Below are 17,487 nucleotides of genomic sequence, written 5' to 3' on the forward strand. Positions count from 1 at the left end.
TGCAGTCCTGCGCTCCAAGGTTGTACCGTAGGAGCCACGAAGAGATTGCAAGCATTCCGGGGCACCTTATTGGCTGCCCCGATGATTTCTGTGCGAGGGGGTCGAGCCAACATGGGGCGAGGCCGAGCTAAGGCGAAGCAGACCAAAGTGGCCCGCAAGCTCAAGTACCACACGCCTAACACCGACATCCGAGCGCTGGAGCGCGAACTCGGGGGCGGTCGTCAGGACGAGGTGGACATTGAGCCTCCTGAAAAGGAACCGGACCCTTACGCCGCTTACGCCGACGATCGGTACGACGGAGACGAAGACGAACTCCGTGAAGATGACTGGCTCCCGCCTAAGAAGCAGTTAGCCGGACGGCTCCGACGAGCCGACCAGGCGGGCCCTCCCGACCGTTACCGCAATCTCCATATCCAGTGAGCGCAGCCGCCTCGGCGACCCCTGCGCTCGACCCGAAGGTCCGCTCCCCCACGAGCCGGTCCCCAGGTGCTGGAGCAAAGACTTCGGATACCGGACCACGTGTTGAGTGTGGACGATTTCTGGGTCTGCAACTTCGGGATGCACAGCCAAAGAGCACGACAAGAAGAGGCGGCGCGACCAGTGGTCGCGCCGCCTCTTCGGCTGCTTTCGGGCGGTTACTGCTGCGGGGCCTGCGGCCACGGGTTCTGCTGGGTCCCCGGAGCGGGCTGCGGGGCCTGCGGCTGCACGGCGGGCTGCTGCCCGGTCGGGTAGCCCTGCGGCGCGGCGGGCGCCGGGCCGGCGGGCTGCGCGGCGGCGGCGGCCGAGCCGGGGACCATGACCGCACCGGCGGCGAACAGGCCGTAGGCGGCCACGAGGAAGAACGTGCCGATCCAGGCCGAAGGGTCGGAGGCGGAGTCGCCGTCGCCGAGCGCCAAGATCGTGTACAGGAGCTTCGCCAGGAAGAGCGTCGCACCGGCCACGGTGAGCGCCTTCCAGAGCATCCGCAGCTTCTCACCGGCGAACAGCGTCAAAGCGAACAGGGCGATGACGGCCACGAGGATCGAGAGGACCCCCGAGCTGAGTTCATCGTGCACGAAGCCGGAGAGCACCGTGCCGTCGCCGAACTCGTCGGAGCCGCCGGAGCTCGTGCCGGCGATGAGCCCGGCCAGGACCAGCGCGCCCAGGCCCGAGAGGCCGAGGATCGCGGGCATGGACGGCACGCCGAGCTTGTCGAACAGCGACGGGGCCGGGGGGGCGTAGGCCGCATACTGCTGCTGTGCCTGGTACTGCGCCTGCGGCGAGGCGTAGGGCGCCTGGGGGTACGCCTGCTGTTGGGGCTGGCCGGAGGTCGGCTGCTGCGGATACCCCGCACCTTGTTGCTGTTCACTCATGTCCTCATCATGCCTTGAGCGGGCAAATGGACGCACCCGGGTTGCGAAACGCGGACGCAGCGCGGCCGAGACGGTCGACGCGGGGCGCGACCCGGTCCGGTCGCTTTCGATCACGCGGCCCAGCAGTGCGATCCGGATTCGCGGGCCCCAACCGCAGCGCCGCACACGCTCGAACCCGTAGGCTGGAAGCATGTCGCAACGTCTCCGTCCCGTTTCGCCTATTTGGGTGGCAGGCCGTCCGCAGCACGGCGAGGAGGAGTTCTTCGTCACCCACCCCTACGACGAGTCCCCTGTGGGCGCCACCTCGTGGGCGACCGCCGGGCAGGTGGAGGCCGCCGTGGCCGCCGCCTCCGGAGCCGCGCGCGAATGCGCGTCCCTGCCCGCGCATGTGCGGGCCGAGGCCCTCGAACACGTGCGCCGCCGCCTCGACGAGGAGGCCGAGACCTGCGCGGAGCTCATCACCGCCGAATCGGGCAAGCCGATCGCGTGGGCGCGCGTCGAAGTGCGGCGCGCGGTCTCCACGTTCCGGTGGGCCGCCGAAGAGGCCCGGCGGTTCGTCGGCGACGTGCAGCGGCTCGACACGGACGCGGCCGCCGAAGGCCGGATGGCGCTCGTACGACGCTTCCCGCGCGGGCCCGTGCTCGGCATCTCCCCGTTCAACTTCCCGCTCAACCTGGTCGCGCACAAGGTCGCCCCGGCCATCGCCGCCGGCTGCCCGATCGTCGTCAAGCCCGCCCCCGCGACCCCGCTCTCCGCGCTCCACCTCGGGGCCCTGTTCTCCGAGACGGACCTGCCGCCCGCGATGCTCTCCGTCCTGCCGGTCCCGAACCACCGGGCCGAGCAGCTCGTGGACGACCCGCGCCTGCCGGTCGTCTCGTTCACCGGCTCCGGGCCCGTGGGCAAGCAGATACTGCGCCGCATCCCCGACAAGCACGTGACCCTCGAACTCGGCGGCAACGCCGCAGTCCTCGTCTGCGCCGACTACCCGAAGCGGGACTGGGCGGCCGAGCGGATCGCGATGTTCGGGAACTACCAGGCCGGGCAGTCGTGCATCGCCGTGCAGCGCGTGTTCATCGAGGCGCCCGCCTACGCGGACATGGCCGCCCGCATCACCGAGCAGGTCAAGGCCCTGCCGTCGGGCGACCCGAACGACCCCTCGTGCAAGGTCGGGCCGCTCATCAGCGCCGAGGCGGCCGAGCGCGTCCAGGCGTGGATCGAGGAGGCCGTCGACGAAGGCGCGAAGGTCCTGTGCGGCGGCACCCCGCGCGAAGGCTCGCTCATCGAGCCCACCGTGCTCGCGAACGTGCGCCCGGACGCGAAGGTCCTGCGCGAGGAGGTCTTCGGGCCGGTGCTCGTGCTCGCCAGCGTCGACGGCTTCGAAGACGGGCTCAACGCCGTGAACGACTCGCGCTACGGGCTGCAGGCCGGGGTCTTCACCGAGAACCTGCCGCAGGCGATGCTCGCCCACCGCACCCTCGACATGGGCGGCGTCATCATCGGCGACGTGCCCTCGTTCCGGGCCGACCAGATGCCGTACGGCGGGGTCAAGGGCTCAGGGGTAGGGCGCGAGGGCGTTCGGTCGGCCATGGAGGACTACACGGTCGAACGCGTGCTCGTCCTTCCGGACACTCTTTGAGCCGCTGATTCGGGCGGCCGGGCACCGGCGGCCACGGCCGGGCCCGAAACCGCCGCCGGGGGCTGGACCTCGCACCGGTGACGTGCGGGTCCGTTCGGCCACAGGGGTCGCCGCTGAGCTGCGACATTCCTTACTCGTCGCCGACCCCGAATCGGCGGAAGGTTGACAAGCCCCTATAGCGTGGCAACATGACTGTCCCTCCGAACTACGGTCCTCCCCCGGAGCAGCCGCAGACCCCCGGCTACGGATACCAGTCGCCCTACAGCGGCGGCCAGAACCCGTACGGCAGCCAGCCGCAGCAGCCGTCCTACGGCGCCGGCGGCGGACAGCCGCCCTACAGCGGCGGCGGAGGGCAGCCCCCGCACGGCCAGGACCCCGGCTCCCCCTACGGCGGGCAGTTCCTCCCGCCCGAACCGCCGAAGCGCAACCTCGGGCTCATCGGCAGCATCGTCGTCGGCGTCACCGTCCTCGTGCTCGGCGCCGTCCTCCTCGTCACGATGAACTTCCAGGACAAGAAGGACGACGACACGGCCGAAGGCGGCGGCGACACCACCCCGTCCGCCTCCGAGAACGACAACACCCCCGACACGGACGCGACCACGCCCGCCGAGGAGACCGGTTCCGAGGTCGGCAAGTGCCTCCCGTACGAGTCGGACGTCGACGGCAGCGGCCTCGGGCCGCTCGTCGAATGCTCCGACGCCACGGCGTTCTGGGAGATCACCGCCCAGTCCTACGACGTCGCCGACATCGCCGTGGACGAGGAGGGCAACATCATCGACACCGCGCCGGTCTACGCCATGTGCGGCGACGGCTGGGGCACCAACGTCCTCGGCGAGGCCTGGACGAAGTTCGACTACGTCTACCTCCCCGGCAACCTCGACTCGCTCTACTGCCTCAAGGCCGTCGGCAACCCCGACCCCGAAGAGCCCGGCCACATGCCGATCATGCCCGACATCGGCGACTGCTTCGACGACAGCACCAGCTGGTGGTCCGTCGACTGCAGCTCCGACCTGGCGCTCTACACCGTCGTCGACACCATCATGTTCGACGAGCCCGTCGCCGACATGAGCGACGAGGACGCCGAAGCGCAGGGCACGAACTGCGGCACCGACTGGTACTGGGAGATGATCGACGGCGAGGGCCGCACCTACGGCATCCTCTGCGGCAACGACGTCTAGACACAGCGCAGCGGGGCGGCCGGTCGGCCGCCCCGCTGCTTGCTGCACTGATGTTCACTGCGCTGAGCGCTCACTGCGCCCGCCGGGTACGGGAACGGCGGCGCGAACCCCTCGAACGCGCCGCCGTAGGTACCCGTTCCGGCCTAGCCGAAGCGGCCGGTGATGTAGTCCTCGGTGCGCGAGTCGGACGGATTCGAGAACAGGCGCTGGGTCTCGTCGAACTCGACGAGGAAGCCGTAGCGCTCGCCCGCGTCGTCGACCGCCGCGGAGAAGAACGCCGTCGAGTCGGAGACGCGCGCGGCCTGCTGCATGTTGTGCGTGACGATCACGATCGTGTAGTCGCGCACCAGCTCGCTCATGAGCTCCTCGATGCGAGCGGTCGCGATCGGGTCGAGCGCCGAGCACGGCTCGTCCATCAGCAGGACCTCCGGCTGCACGGCGATCGCGCGGGCGATGCACAGGCGCTGCTGCTGCCCGCCCGAGAGCGCCAGGGCGCTCTTCTTGAGGTTGTCCTTGACCTCGTCCCACAGCGCGGCACCGCGGAGCGCCTGCTCGACGCGGTCGGCCAGGTTGTCCTTCATGCCGTTGATCCGCAGGCCGTACGCGACGTTGTCGAAGATCGACTTCGGGAACGGGTTGGCCTTCTGGAACACCATGCCGATGTGGCGGCGGACCGCGATCGGGTCGACGCCCGAGGCGTAGATGTCCTGGCCGTGGAAGGAGATGCTCCCGGTGACCTTCGCGCCCGGGATGAGGTCGTTCATGCGGTTGATCGAGCGCAGCACCGTGGACTTGCCGCAGCCGGAAGGACCGATCATCGCGGTGATCTGGTTGCGCGCGACGGGCAGGGAGACGCCGCGGACCGCGTGCGCCTTGCCGTAGTGGATGTCGACGCCCTTGATGTCGATGACCGTCTCGGTCTGCGTGGGGGTGCCGACGCGTCCCTGCGGGGCGAGGCCCGTCAGAGGCGCCTTGGCGCGGGTACCAGTCTCGTTCACGGTCACGCGAACTCCTATCACCGAATGTCAACCGCCGTTAACGTGTTCTGTCCTCATGGAACGCCATGGAGGTGCACGCAGGTGAACGTGAAGGTGAACTGAGAGTGAATGCAGTGCGGGCCCGGTCGCAACCGTCCAGATAACGTTCAAATACGGCGCTGAACGGCCGGAACGGGCGGATCAGGCGTGTTCGGGCGGCAGCAGCTCGTCGTTCGGGTAGCCGCCGAGCAGGTCGTCGGAGGCGGTGAGCGTGAACTCCTCCGCGACCCCGACCTGGCCGAGGTCCACCGAACCGGCCACGTCCCCGTCCTCGGCGAGCTCCATGAGCATCCCGCGGATCACCGGGGCCGGGACGCCCGCGTCCTCCGCGAGCGCCGCCAGACTCACCTGCACGGTGGCCGACTTCGCGCCGCCGGGCAGGGTGAAGCGCCCTTCCTCGTCGAACTCGTAGTCGATCCCGCCGACGCGGCGGATCGCGATCGCAGTGAGCTCCTCGAGGTCCCCGCGCTGGTCGGCGGCCTCCTCGATCGCCTCGACCTTGTCGAACGCGAGCACGTCGAACGGGTTGATGTACAGCAGCGGCGCGACGTACAGCTTCCCCTCGCGCATCTCGGAGCGGTACAGGCCCAAGGCGAGGAGGAACTCCAGCAGGTCGCGCACGGTGTGCGGCACGGGCAGGCCCGCGCGGCGGCAGTGGGTGGTGAAGGTGTCGATGCGCTCGCTGCGCTCGGCGGTGGCCCGGTCGTACTCCTCGCGGGCCTCCTTCTCGATGACCTCCTGGGACGCGCCCAGGTGGTGCTCGGAGGCTTCGGCGATCCAGTCGTCGACGTCGCCCGGGTCGCACCAGACGGGTTCGTTCCAGATGTCGTCCTCGGGGAAGGCGTCCGCCCACCAGCTCGCGGGGAACGGATTCACGGAAGGAACAGTGCGGAACAACTCGATGCTGCACGGCATGATGCGGATCCACGCGGGGTGCATCGGGGCTTGGACGGGGCCGGACTCGTCGCCGAAGGGCCTCTCGAAAGATTCCACCCATCGACGGTATCAGCGCGGTGCGACGCCGCCGCGCCGCTGGGGCGCGACTTCGCTTTCAGCGTACTGGTGCGGAGGGGCCGTCCCGGCGCGGTGACGCCAGGAGTCGCTCAGTGCCCGTTGCGTGCCCGATTGCGGCGTGCTCGCGCGAGCGTGCGGCGCCGGGACGGCCCTCGCTAGCCGTTCAGGCGGGTGAGGTCGGGCTCGAAGTCGGCGAGGCTGCCGGCGTACTCGGGGGTGAGGTACTCGAGGGTGCGGACCTGCTGCTCCAGCAGCTTGCCCACGGTGACGATCTGATCGGCGGCGTTGAGCACCAGCCAGTGCTCGTACTCGGAGTAGCGTTCTTCCACCGGCGCCAAGGTCACAGCGGTTTCCTCCCTGATAGGACGTGCATCGAGTGCGATCCGAACAACGTAATGCGCAATGAGCGAAGCACGGATTCATGACACGCGACGGGCAGGCGAAATACCTGCTGCCGCAGCAGATCACACCCGTCCGGGGGTCAGGCGCGGAGCACTAGGCGCAGTGTCGAGACGCCGTCCTCGGCGATCGCCACGGGCACGCCCCAGTCCTGGCGGGTGAGGTGGCACGCGGGGTGCTCGGCCTCGGCGTCGCAGGTCGCGGCCTGGGCGACCACCTGCAGGACGCCCTGTTCGATGCCGTCCGCGAGCACGAGGTCGCGGCCGAGCTCCTCGCCCTTGCCCGCGCCCGCGGCGAGGAGCTGGGGCGGGTCGGCCGAGACGGTGACCTGGATCGGGGAGCCGAAGGTGTAGTCGAGCTTCTGGCCCGCGGCCGGCGCGAACAGCACTTCGAGGCGCAGTGCGCCGGGGGCGACCTTGGTGCGCTTGCGGGTGACGCGGTGGTGTTGCCCGGAGACGGCGGCCTCGCCGAGGTCGGGGGCGGTGAGGCGGTGGGCGGCCGATTCGACCACCCAGACCGTTCCGTCCAGGACGAGCACGTCGCTGGGCTCGGCGAGGCCCGCGGCGAGCGTGGACACGGTCGCGGTCTGCGGGTCGTAGGCCCGCAGCGCGCCGTTGTAGGTGTCGGCGACGGCGATGCGCCCGTCGGGGAGCGCGGCGAGGCCGAGCGGGTGCTGCATGAGGGCGTCCGCGGCGGGGCCGTCCACGTGCCCGAAGTCGAAGAGCCCCTGGCCGACCGCGGTGTGCATCGTCCCGTTCTCGACGTAGCGGAGGGCGGAGGTCTCGGAGTCGACGAGCCAGAGCCGGTCGCCGGCGGCGGCGAGGCCGGAGGGCTGGGCCATCCAGACCTGCTCCAGCGCGCCGTCTTTGAGGCTCTCGACGGTGGTGCCGGCGTAGACGCCCGCGGTGCGGGCGAGCGGGTCGAAGTACCAGAGCTGGTGGATCCCGGCCATGGCGACGACCAGCTTGTCCTCGAACCAGGCGAGGTCCCAGGGGGAGGAGAGGTCGACGTCGAGGGCGGCCGTGGTGCCGTTGTCCATGCGCCACTGCCTGCCGGTCCCGGCGACGGTGGTGACCGCCCCGTCGGCGAGGCGGACGCCGCGCAGGAGGTGGTTCACGGTGTCGGCGACGACGAGGTCGTACCCGGCCTCGGCCGCGACCGCGGCGGGCAGGAGCGCGAGGCCCTGGGGTTCGTTGAACTGCGGTTCGACGCCGTCGGCGCTGCCGCGCGTCCCGGTGCCGATGGCCTGGACGACCGTTTCGAGATCCGGCGCGAGGCGGACGAGGCGGTGGCGGGCCGAGTCGGCGACGAGCACGTCGCCGCCGGGCAGCTCGATCGCCTTGCCGGGGAAGCGGAGCAGGGTCTCGGCGGGCGGGGCGGCCACGTACGGGCTGCCTTCGGGTTCGAGGGTGCCGCGGGCGGTGTGGGTCGCGACGAGGTCGCCGATGATCGCGTCGAGGGCCTCCACGTGGCCTTCACCGGCCATGGTGGACACGACGTAGCCCTCGGGGTCGATGACGACGAGGGTGGGCCACGCGCGGGCGGCGTAGGCGTCCCAGGTCTTGAGGTCGGGGTCGTCGAGGACGGGGTGCTCGACGCCGTAGCGCTCGACGGCCGCGGCGAGGGCCTGCGGGTCGCGCTCGTGCTCGAACTTCGGGGAGTGGACGCCGATGATGACGAGCGCGTCGCCGTACCGCTCCTCGAGCGGGCGGAGCTCGTCGAGGACGTGCAGGCAGTTGATGCAGCAGAAGGTCCAGAAGTCGAGGACCGCGACCTTGCCGCGGAGGCTCTGGAGGTCGAGGCTCCGGCCGCCGGTGTTGAGCCAGCCGCGGCCGACGAGTTCGGCGGCGCGGACGCGGGACTGGGCTTTCGGCTGCGCGGCGCTCGCCTTCGGTGCGGCGGTGCCGGATGCGCTGGAAGCGGTGCCCTGGTCCATCGGGCGAGCGTAGCTCGACCGGGGTGCGAGGGACTGGCGTGACGCCCGGATTTGAAGCGGCCTCACATTACGAATCGGGCCGACGGGGTCACCCCGTCGGCCCGGAAATCGTGTCGTACCCCCGGCGTATTTTTGTGCCAGGGGTCCCTTAGACCGGATTTATCGTGATTTAACGGTCCATCGGGCGTTCTGTCCTAAGAAGCTTCGTCGGTCGGCTCGCCGCCGCCCTCGCCTTCGGCGGGGGCGCCGAGGAGGGACAGGCAGTAGACGTCCTCGCCGACGGTGAGGGTCTCGCGGCCCGCGTCGGCGCATTCCTGGCCATCGCTGACCTTCTGCACGATCTCGTAGTCCTCGCCGTTCGTGGCGTCGGCGCATTCGATGGCCTCGGCCTGGTCGCCGCTCGTGTGGCGGACGCAGCCGCCCTCCTCGAACGTCGGCGGAGCGAGCACCAGGAACCACACGGCCACGGCGGCCCCGGCCAGGACCAGCACGCCGACGATCGCCAGGATCGGGATCATCACCTTGTTCTTCGAGCCGCCGCTCTGCGGCGGCGGCGTCGCGAACTGCCCGGGCGGGACCGAGCCGGGCGGCATGCCCGGCTGCGAGTACGGTCCGGCCTGCGGCTGCGACTGGTTCGGGTCGTAGCCCGAGCCCATCGCGGGCGGCGGTTCGCTGTACGGGTTGTGCGCGCCGATGATGAGCTTCTGCGTGTCGTCCGACTGCGCCGACGGCTGCGGAGCGGCCGGCGGCGGGGCCTGGTAGGCCGACTGCGGCTGCGCGTACGGGTTGGCCGGCGGCGGGGGCTGCATCGCGTTCGGCTGCTGGTACGGGCTCGGCGCCGGGGCCGGCGCGGGAGCCTGCTGGGCGGCGTTCGGGTCGGCCAGCGGGTTCGGCGGCGGCGAAGGCCACGCCGAGGCGGGCGACTGCGCGGCCTGCTCGCCGTACGGTGCGGGCGCGTTGAAGCCCGAGGCGCCTTGGGGCGGCAGCACCTGCGTGCGCTCCTCGTACGGGTCCGCGGCCGGAGCGGGCGGCGCCGCGGGGGAGGACGGCTGCGAGGGGCCCAGGCGCAGGATCTGCGTGCCGTCGTCATCGAACTGGGCACCGCCGGATTGCGGGCTGTCAGACTGAGGACGGTCGAACTGCGGTGCCGACGGGGTCGCCTGCGCGGCAGGCGGTTCCGGGGTGGCGGGGGCGATCTGCTCGGGCGCATTGTCCGCGGCGGGAGCGGCCGGGATGTCGATGCTGATCGACCCGGAGGTCGGGATGGCCTGCGTGGCACCGTCGTCGACCGACGGGGCTTCAGGGGCCGCCTGCGGCGCTTCGGGTTCCGGCGCGGGAGCCGGCGTGTCGGCGGCGGGAGCGGCCGGGATCTCGGCGTCCGCGAGCGCGGACGTCGGCATGGCCTCGGTGGCGCCCTCGTCGATCGAAGGGGCCGCGGGGGCTTCGTGAGCGGCGGGTTCGGCCGGTGCCGGGGGTTCGGGAGCGGCTTCGGCCGGTGCCGGCGGTTCCGGAGCGGCTTCGGCGGCGGGGGCTGCGGGCGTCTCGGCGGGAGCGGTCTCCTCGGCCCGGGGCGCGGTCTCGGCCTCGCCCTCGTCGGCAGCGGGGCTCTCGGGTGCGGCGCCCGCGGTGTCGTCGGCGGTCACCGGTCCGGGGGTCGCCTGGGCGTCGGTCTCGGGGACCGGCCCGGCGGCGTTCTGGTCTTCGCTGCCCTCGCCCTTTTCAGGCGGGTTGCCTTGCTCGGAGGTCACGGCTGCTCCTCAATGCTGCTTCCGGCCTGGCGTCTTGGGGGCACGCCAGACGCGTCACACGGTACCGCAGCGGCGCTCGCAGTCACTCGACAGGGTTACTGAGCGGGCGTGCGTGGGCGGGGAGGAAGCGGGCCTCGCGAAAGGACGGCCGCAGGGAGGGCTCGGGAGTGGAGGGTACGGAAAAGGCCGGGTGCCGGCGGTTGCCCACCCCTCATGGCAATCGCGGCACCCGGCCGGTGTGAGAACCCCCTGGAGAGGGTCTCAATGGTGCGGGGAACTCGGCGCTGTCCGCCGCACCAATGGGAGGAGATAAAGTTCGCGGCCCCAGTTGCCTGAAGCGGTCGGAAGCTTCGAAGATATGTTTCCCCGTTGTTTCCGTGCCTCAATTACAACACCGAACACCGGGATCTGCCAACGATTCATCGGTGCCCTTGATCACGTCCAGGCGAGCAGTGTTTCCCCAGGGTGCTGCAGGAACGAGCCGACGTCGGCGAGGAACTGCGAACCGAGTTCCCCGTCGATGAGCCGGTGGTCGAAGGACAGTCCGAGCGTGGTCACCTGGCGGACGGCGATCGCGCCCTCGTGCACCCACGGCTGCGGCCGGACGGCGCCGAACACGAGGATCGCCGACTCCCCCGGAGGGAGGATCGGGGTGCCCGTGTCGATGCCGAAGACGCCGACGTTGGTGATCGAGATGGTCCCGCCCGACATGTCGGCGGGCGAGGTCTTCCCCTCGCGGGCGGTGCGCGCCAGCGCGGTGAGGGCCTCGGCGAGTTCGACCAGGCTCAGGTCCTGGGCGGCCTTGACGTTCGGGACGACCAGGCCGCGCGGGGTGGCGGCGGCGATGCCGAGGTTGACGTCGTGCTTGACGACGATCTCCTGGGCCGCTTCGTCCCACTGGGCGTTGATCATCGGGTGGCGGCGGGCGGCCAGGAGGACCGCTTTGGCCACGAACAGCAGGGGTGTGACCTTGACGTCGGCGAACTCCTTGCGGCCCTTGAACTCCTTGACGGTGTCCATCATGCCGGTGACGTCGCAGGTGAGGAACACCGTGGCGTGCGGCGCGGTGAACGCGGAGGCGACCATGTTCTGCGCCGTGAGCTTGCGGACGCCCTTGATGGGGATGCGCTGGTCCTCAGCCGAGGCGGTGGTCTTCGCCGGTGCGGCGGCCACCGCGGGGGCGCTGACTGCCGCTTCGACGTCGGCCCTGGAGACCGTGCCGTTCGGCCCGGTGGGGACGAGTGAGGCGAGGTCGATGCCGAGGTCCTTGGCGAGCTTGCGCACCGGGGGCTTGGCGAGCACCGGTCCGGACGGTGCCGCGGGGGCTGCCGGGGCGGGTGCGGGAGGCGCGACCGGCGCAGGTGCCGGTTCGGGAGCCTCTGCCGATTTGCGGCTCGCAAGCGCCGCCGAGGGGGCCTCTGGTGCCTCGCCGGAGCGGCGCTTGCGTCGCTTCGAGCCGGCTTCGCGCGCGCCGTACCCCACGAGGTTCGGTGTGCGCTCGTCCTTCTTCTTCTCGGGCGGGGGCGCTACGGCGCCTTCGACCTCGAAGCTCGCGAGCGGCTTGCCGACGTCGATGGTCTCGCCCGCTGCGGCGTGGTGCTCGGCGAGCACCCCGTCGTAGGGGCTGGGCACCTCGACGAGGGCCTTGGCGGTCTCGACCTCCACGAACGGCTGGTTGAGCTTGACTTCGCCGCCCGGCTCCACGAGCCATGCGGCGACCTCGCCCTCGGTGAGTCCCTCACCGAGGTCGGGCAGGTTGAACGTGATCCTCTGACCCATGTCCGCTCCTCAGTACTCGAGGGACCGGTCGACTGCGTCGAGCACCCGGTCCAAGTTCGGAAGGTAGTCGTCTTCGAGGCGGCTCGCCGGATAAGGGACGTCATAGCCGGTCACCCGAAGAACGGGGGACTCCAGGGAGTAGAAGCACTCCTCGGATACTCGGGCGGCGACTTCGGCGCCGAGGCCGATGTTGCCGGGGGCCTCGTGGACGACGACGGCGCGGCCGGTCTTGCGGACCGAGGCGAACAGCGGCTCCCAGTCGATCGGGGAGAGCGAGCGCAGGTCGATGACCTCGAGGTCCAGGCCCTCTTCGGCCGCCGCGGCGGCGGCGTTCGCCGCCACGTCCACGGTGGGGCCGTACGCGATGAGGGTCGCGGTGCGGCCTTCGCGGAGGGTGCGGGCGCGGTAGAGCTCGAGTTCGGACCGCTCGGTGTCGACGTCGCCTTTGGCCTGGTAGCGGCGTTTGGGTTCGAAGAAGATCACCGGGTCGTCGCCGGCGGCGGCCTGCTGGATCATCCAGTAGGCGTCGTTCGGGTTCGCGCAGGTGACGACCTTGAGGCCGGCGGTGTGCGCGAAGTACGCCTCGGGGGATTCCGAGTGGTGCTCGATCGCGCCGATGCCGCCGCCGTAGGGGATGCGCACGACCACGGGCAGGCGCACGCGCCCGCCGGAGCGGTTCGGGATCTTGGCGAGCTGGGAGACGAGCTGGTCGAACGCGGGGTAGACGAAGCCGTCGAACTGGATCTCGCAGATCGGCCGGTAGCCGCGCATCGCGAGGCCGATCGCGGTGCCGATGATGCCGGACTCCGCGAGCGGGGTGTCGATGATGCGCTCGGACCCGAAGTCCTTCTGCAGGCCGTCGGTGACGCGGAAGACGCCGCCGAGGCGGCCCACGTCCTCGCCCATGACGAGCGACTTCGGCTGGACTTCGAGCACGCGGCGCAGGCCCTCGTTGAGCGCCTTCACCATGGTCATCGTCGTCATCGGACCTCGCTCCCCTCGGTGGCGTCGTCGTTGGCGGCATCGTCGAGGGAGGCCTGGAATTCGAGGGCCTCCGCGCGCTGGGCCGCGATGCCCGGCGGCATCTCGGCGTAGACGTTGTCGAACATCTCGGCGACCTCCGGGTCGGTCAGCGCCATCACGCGGGCGCGCAGCTCGCGGACGAGTTCGCCCGCCTCGGTGTCGATGGCGGCGAAGTACGCCTCGTCGGCAAGGCCCTCGGCGTCCAGCCACTTGCGGTAGCGGACGATCGGGTCCTTCGCGCGCCAGAAGTCCAGTTCGGCCGCGTCGCGGTAGCGGGTGGCGTCGTCGGACGTGGTGTGGGGCTGCATCCGGTAGGTGTAGGCCTCCACGAGGCTCGGGCCCTCGCCGCGGCGGGCGCGGTCGAGCGCCCACTTCGTGACGGCGTAGGTCGCGAGGACGTCGTTGCCGTCGACCAGGACCCCGGGGACGCCGAAGCCCTCGGCGCGGCGGTACGGCGGCAGCCGGAACTGGCGGGCGTTCGTCTCCGAGATGGCGTACTGGTTGTTCTGGCAGAACAGCACCAGCGGGGAGTTGAACACCCCGGCCCAGATGAGCGCCTCGTTGAAGTCGCCTTCGCTGGTCGCGCCGTCGCCGTGGTAGACCACGACGGCCTCGCCGTCCTCGTTGCCGACCGCGCCGTCCATGGCGATGCCCATGGCGTAGCCGGCGGCGTGCAGGGTCTGGGAGGCGATCACGATCGCGTACATGTTGAAGCGGTCGGCGGCGACGTCGCGCCCGCCGAGGTCGGTCCCGCGGAAGAGCGCGAACGACGAGATGAGGTCGACGCCGCGCGCCCACTGGACGCCGAGTTCCCGGTAGGCCGGGAAGACCGTGTCCTGGGGTTTGAGGGCCCGGCCGGAGCCGACCTGGGCGGCCTCCTGGCCGAGGAGGCTCGGCCAGAGGCCGAGCTGGCCCTGGCGCTGCAGGGCGGTGCCCTGGGCGTCGAGTTCGCGGGTGATGACGAGGTCGCGGTAGAGGCCGCGGTACTCGTCGTCGGTGAGGGAGAGGTCGTAGTCGGGATGCTTGACGCGCTGACCCTCCGGAGTCAGCAGTTGCACGAACGCTGGTTCGTTCGTTGAGGCGGGTTTCGGACGGCTCTTGGCCGTCTTCTTGGCAGGACGCTGTGTGTCGCCCATGTATGCCTCCTCATATTCGTATTCCGGTGTATCCAAGCATCCCAAAGTCTTGGGTGGTGCGCGCCATAGCCGCCGCCCCATTACTATTCGAGGCGGAAGACTGACGCAGAGTAGTGATCGGTCGAGCCATCGACATCATCGGTCCTGAACGGCCGTTTCGTCGCACGGGGGTGGCGGGAAGGAGCGCGCGTTGCGCGGCAGAGGCAACGACCAGGGGGGACGCTGGCCGGTGGGCATCTGGTTCGCCATGGTCGGCGTGAGCGCCGGGACCGTGGCGTCCTTCTCCCTCATCGGGTGGACCTTCGCGAGGGACCTCTACGGCGGCGGCGACGGCGCCGAACCGCTCGACTACGAACCGCAGACCGTGGTCATCGAGGCCGATGAGCTGCCCGATCCCGCGGGCGGCGCCGGCGGCGACGGACCGGTCGGCCCCGCCGATCCCGACCCCGGCGCCGAGCCGCAGATCGGCATCAGCGCGGCCGAACCCCGGGCCGAACGGCTCCAGGACGCCGAGGTCGAAGCGTTCGAGCCCCCTGAAGTGCCCCAAGACGATCCCGCCCCCGAGGCGAGCGCGCCGCCGCAGCTTGTCCCGGTCGGCGAGGACGAATGCGGCCGCGATGAGGCAGACGAACCCGATGGGCCGCAATGGGACGGCGGCTGGGAGGAACACTGGGACTGTGGCTGGGACAGCGGTCACGGCCGGGACGACGACGATGACGATGACGATGAGCGCGACGACGACCACGGCGACCGCGCGCGCGGCGACTACGAGCTGCCCGAGATCGAACTGGACATCGAATTCGACGATTCCTCCATCGACCTGGAGCTCGAACTCGAATCCGCCTCGCCGGCCGCCGCCGACGACCCCGAATCCGCCCCTGACCTCGCGTCGGACCACGAATCCGGTCCCGCGCCCGGCACCGAGAACTGAAGTCCGCTCACTGAGCCCGACTCGCCCGAAGGAGTGAGTTGTGGGGAAGGCCACCTCGTAGCCGTAACTTGCATATGCGGATTGCCGTTACTCCTTCCGAGAGCGCGTCGCAGTGACGAACGCACACGGATTTCTGTGGGGTACAAGCATATGGACCTTTTCTCCCGCACGATGCTCGCCTGCTCGGCCGAGGCGGGCCTGACCTCGACGGCACTGACCCGGCACGTCTCCCTCCTGCGCCGCAACATCGGCTCCGGAGACCAGGTGTCCCTCCTCAGCCGCTGCGTCGGCTCCGACGGACTCGGCAGCGGCGACCACGTCCTCATGCTCACCGGCGAGCGCATGGTCGTCACCCGCCAGTCGCGGCTCCTCGGCCGCGTCCGCCTCTGCCTCGACGCACCCGTCGCCGCCATCGAGAACCTCCGCTGGTCGGCCGACCCCGCCGGACCCGGCGTCGAACTCAACTTCACCGTCCTCGAAGGACCCGGCGCCACCGAGCCGCACCGCTGGCACTTCTGGCTGCCCGCGACCCACGCCAAGCGGGTCTGGCGCATCGACGCCCTGCTCGCGCGCGCTTTCCGCCGTCCCAAGGCCGACGCGCGGCCCGCGGCCGACCGTCTCGCCACTTCGTCGGTGTTCGCCGACCTCGACCTGGTCGAGGACACGGCTGCCCTGGAGCGCACCGAGGACACCGTCTCGCTCGTGAGGACCGCACTCGTGCGGACCGCCCTGGCCGAGGTGATGCCGGTCGGCGCCGTCCACCCCACGAGCCCGTTCCCCGCCCCGAACCCCCGCTTCACCGCCACACCGGAGCGCCTCCAGCGGACTTCGCAGCGCTCGTTCCTGCCGCCCGTGGTCGCGGCCGACGAGCTTCCCGTGCGCGACACCGCGATCAACGCGAACCGGCCGCGCCTCGCGCCGACCCGGCCCGCCGGCTTCCAGCCGACGGGCCGGGAGACCACCATGGCCGCCGCGTGAACCCCTGCTGAGATCCGGATGCGGGCGGCGCGGGCGACTCGCACGCCCCGGCAGGACGCGGCTCGCATCCTCGACTTGATCCCCCCGAAGTCCGAGGGGCCGGTGAACCAGCGCTTGCTGGCTCACCGGCCCCTCGGTCGGTTCTCGGCGTTACGGCCCGGTCGTCACTGGCGCAGTTCGGCAGTGCAGCACTTGACGGAGCCGCCGCCCTTCTTGAGCTCGGAGAGGTCGACCGGGACGGTCTCGTACCCGGCGTCGCGCAGCTTCTTGGCGAAACCGGTGGCCTCGGCGTTGATCACGACGTTGCGGCCGTCCGAGACGAAGTTCAGACCGAACCCGGCGGCGTCCTCGGCGTCGGCGATCACCGCGTCGGGGAAGAGCCGTTCGAGCAGCAGGCGGCTGCCCGGGGCGAAGGCCTCGGGGTAGTAGGCGATGCGCTCGTCGTCGAGGGGCGCGAGCGCGGTGTCGAGGTGGTAGTAGCGCGGGTCGACCAGGCGCAGCGAGACGACGGGGCGGCCGAACACGTCGGCGGCCTCGGCGTGGGCGCGGGCGTCCGTGCGGAAGCCCCAGCCGGCGAGGATGAGTTCGCGGGCGGGCAGGTAGGTGAAGTCGCCTTCGCCCTCGTTGATGAACTCGGGCTCGGCGAAGGTCCAACCGGAGGTGCGGTACCACTTCTCGTGGGCGTCGGCCTCGGGGCGGCGTTCGGGGTGGCGGAAGCTCGCGCCGTAGGCGATGCCGTCGACGACGAAGGCGCCGTTGGCGGAGTAGACCATGTCGGGGAGGCCCGGCTCGGGCTCGATGGTGATGACCTCGTGGCCGAGGGCGGTGTAGGCGTCGGCCAGGGCTTCCCACTGGGCGCAGGCGAGCGTGGCGTCGACGGGGGCGGTCGTGTCCATCCAAGGGTTGATGGCGTACTCGACCGCGTAGTAGGCGGGGCGGCACATGAGGTACGTGCGGCGGCCGGGCGACCGGGTCGCGGGCGCCGCGGCAGGTGAAGAACGGTGTTTCTCCATGGCGCGAGTTTAGACAGCCCGAAGCCCCCGCACACCACCCGCGGGCCCAGGACACACCGGAGTGTGACCAACACGCCTCACCAGGCACGTCGCAGCGGCCGAGGCGGCAGCTCCAGCGGCGGCTGCGCCGCCGCCTCGGCGCCCGGGCGGTCTTGCCGGGCGGGGGTCTCGGATCGCTTGCCTGACGGTCGCTTCAGAGCGCTCGGTCGGTGCGCATCGCTGCGGCTGCGCTACCGCCGATGCGCCTCGGGGTGCTTGCCTGCGATGAGCGCGGGAGATTCTGATCGTGGACATTTCGGGCCCCTCGCCAAGGTTCCCGGCGGGCTT

14 protein-coding genes and 1 pseudogene are annotated in these 17,487 nt (G+C 70.9%); 5 read left to right on the plus strand and 10 right to left on the minus strand.

Annotation, left to right across the window (positions count from 1 at the left end; genetic code table 11):
- Nucleotides 1–111: 111 nt before the first annotated feature.
- Nucleotides 112–303 (plus strand): annotated as a pseudogene (locus AB0I03_RS09275) (DUF3073 domain-containing protein); the annotation flags it as partial.
- 332 nt (nt 304–635) lie between these two features.
- On the opposite strand, the gene AB0I03_RS09280 reads toward AB0I03_RS09275, so the two are convergent.
- Complete coding sequence (locus AB0I03_RS09280; protein ID WP_360409056.1) at nt 636–1,352, minus strand: hypothetical protein; 717 nt, start codon at nt 1,350–1,352, stop codon at nt 636–638.
- A 190-nt stretch (nt 1,353–1,542) separates the two neighbouring features.
- On the opposite strand from AB0I03_RS09280, the gene AB0I03_RS09285 reads away from it, so the two are divergent.
- Together AB0I03_RS09285 and AB0I03_RS09290 are read left to right on the plus strand one after the other, a co-directional pair.
- Nucleotides 1,543–2,988, plus strand: a complete 1,446-nt coding sequence (locus tag AB0I03_RS09285; protein ID WP_360409059.1) for an aldehyde dehydrogenase family protein — start codon at nt 1,543–1,545, stop codon at nt 2,986–2,988.
- Nucleotides 2,989–3,176: 188 nt separating this feature from the next.
- The gene (locus AB0I03_RS09290; protein ID WP_360409062.1) at nt 3,177–4,166 is read left to right on the plus strand and encodes a hypothetical protein; all 990 of its coding nucleotides are present in this window, start codon (nt 3,177–3,179) and stop codon (nt 4,164–4,166) included.
- 143 nt (nt 4,167–4,309) lie between these two features.
- Here AB0I03_RS09290 and pstB read toward each other — a convergent pair whose 3' ends face one another.
- The 8 genes from pstB to pdhA form a co-directional block, all read right to left on the minus strand.
- Nucleotides 4,310–5,131 carry a phosphate ABC transporter ATP-binding protein PstB gene (gene pstB, locus AB0I03_RS09295; protein WP_360409966.1) on the minus strand — a complete coding sequence of 274 codons (822 nt, stop codon included), beginning with the start codon at nt 5,129–5,131 and terminating at the stop codon, nt 4,310–4,312.
- A 213-nt stretch (nt 5,132–5,344) separates the two neighbouring features.
- Complete coding sequence (locus tag AB0I03_RS09300; RefSeq protein ID WP_360409065.1) at nt 5,345–6,196, minus strand: hypothetical protein; 852 nt, start codon at nt 6,194–6,196, stop codon at nt 5,345–5,347.
- A gap of 176 nt (nt 6,197–6,372) precedes the next feature.
- Nucleotides 6,373–6,561 carry a hypothetical protein gene (locus AB0I03_RS09305; RefSeq protein WP_360409068.1) on the minus strand — a complete coding sequence of 63 codons (189 nt, stop codon included), beginning with the start codon at nt 6,559–6,561 and terminating at the stop codon, nt 6,373–6,375.
- A gap of 137 nt (nt 6,562–6,698) precedes the next feature.
- A complete protein-coding gene (locus tag AB0I03_RS09310; RefSeq protein ID WP_360409071.1) occupies nt 6,699–8,552 on the minus strand; it encodes an NHL domain-containing thioredoxin family protein in 1,854 nt (617 codons plus the stop codon).
- A gap of 194 nt (nt 8,553–8,746) precedes the next feature.
- Nucleotides 8,747–10,300 carry a hypothetical protein gene (locus AB0I03_RS09315; RefSeq protein ID WP_360409074.1) on the minus strand — a complete coding sequence of 518 codons (1,554 nt, stop codon included), beginning with the start codon at nt 10,298–10,300 and terminating at the stop codon, nt 8,747–8,749.
- 435 nt (nt 10,301–10,735) lie between these two features.
- Nucleotides 10,736–12,079 carry a dihydrolipoamide acetyltransferase family protein gene (locus AB0I03_RS09320; RefSeq protein ID WP_360409077.1) on the minus strand — a complete coding sequence of 448 codons (1,344 nt, stop codon included), beginning with the start codon at nt 12,077–12,079 and terminating at the stop codon, nt 10,736–10,738.
- Nucleotides 12,080–12,088: 9 nt separating this feature from the next.
- A complete protein-coding gene (locus tag AB0I03_RS09325) occupies nt 12,089–13,063 on the minus strand; it encodes an alpha-ketoacid dehydrogenase subunit beta (RefSeq protein ID WP_360409080.1) in 975 nt (324 codons plus the stop codon).
- Nucleotides 13,060–14,238 (minus strand): pyruvate dehydrogenase (acetyl-transferring) E1 component subunit alpha, encoded by a 1,179-nt coding sequence (pdhA, locus tag AB0I03_RS09330; RefSeq protein WP_360409083.1) that lies wholly within the window; start codon nt 14,236–14,238, stop codon nt 13,060–13,062. The genes AB0I03_RS09325 and pdhA overlap by 4 nt, the downstream gene beginning before the upstream one ends.
- 190 nt (nt 14,239–14,428) lie before the next feature.
- Between pdhA and AB0I03_RS09335 the strand changes: the two genes are divergently transcribed.
- Nucleotides 14,429–15,169, plus strand: a complete 741-nt coding sequence (locus AB0I03_RS09335) for a hypothetical protein (protein WP_360409086.1) — start codon at nt 14,429–14,431, stop codon at nt 15,167–15,169.
- A 150-nt stretch (nt 15,170–15,319) separates the two neighbouring features.
- Nucleotides 15,320–16,147, plus strand: a complete 828-nt coding sequence (locus AB0I03_RS09340) for a hypothetical protein (protein ID WP_360409089.1) — start codon at nt 15,320–15,322, stop codon at nt 16,145–16,147.
- Nucleotides 16,148–16,311: 164 nt separating this feature from the next.
- On the opposite strand, the gene ddaH is transcribed toward AB0I03_RS09340, so the two are convergent.
- Nucleotides 16,312–17,160, minus strand: a complete 849-nt coding sequence (gene ddaH / locus AB0I03_RS09345; RefSeq protein WP_360409092.1) for a dimethylargininase — start codon at nt 17,158–17,160, stop codon at nt 16,312–16,314.
- Between the last annotated feature and the right edge of the window lie 327 nt (nt 17,161–17,487).

Origin of the sequence: Glycomyces sp. NPDC021274 (assembly GCF_040641195.1) — a bacterium.
GTDB lineage: Bacteria > Actinomycetota > Actinomycetes > Mycobacteriales > Micromonosporaceae > Glycomyces.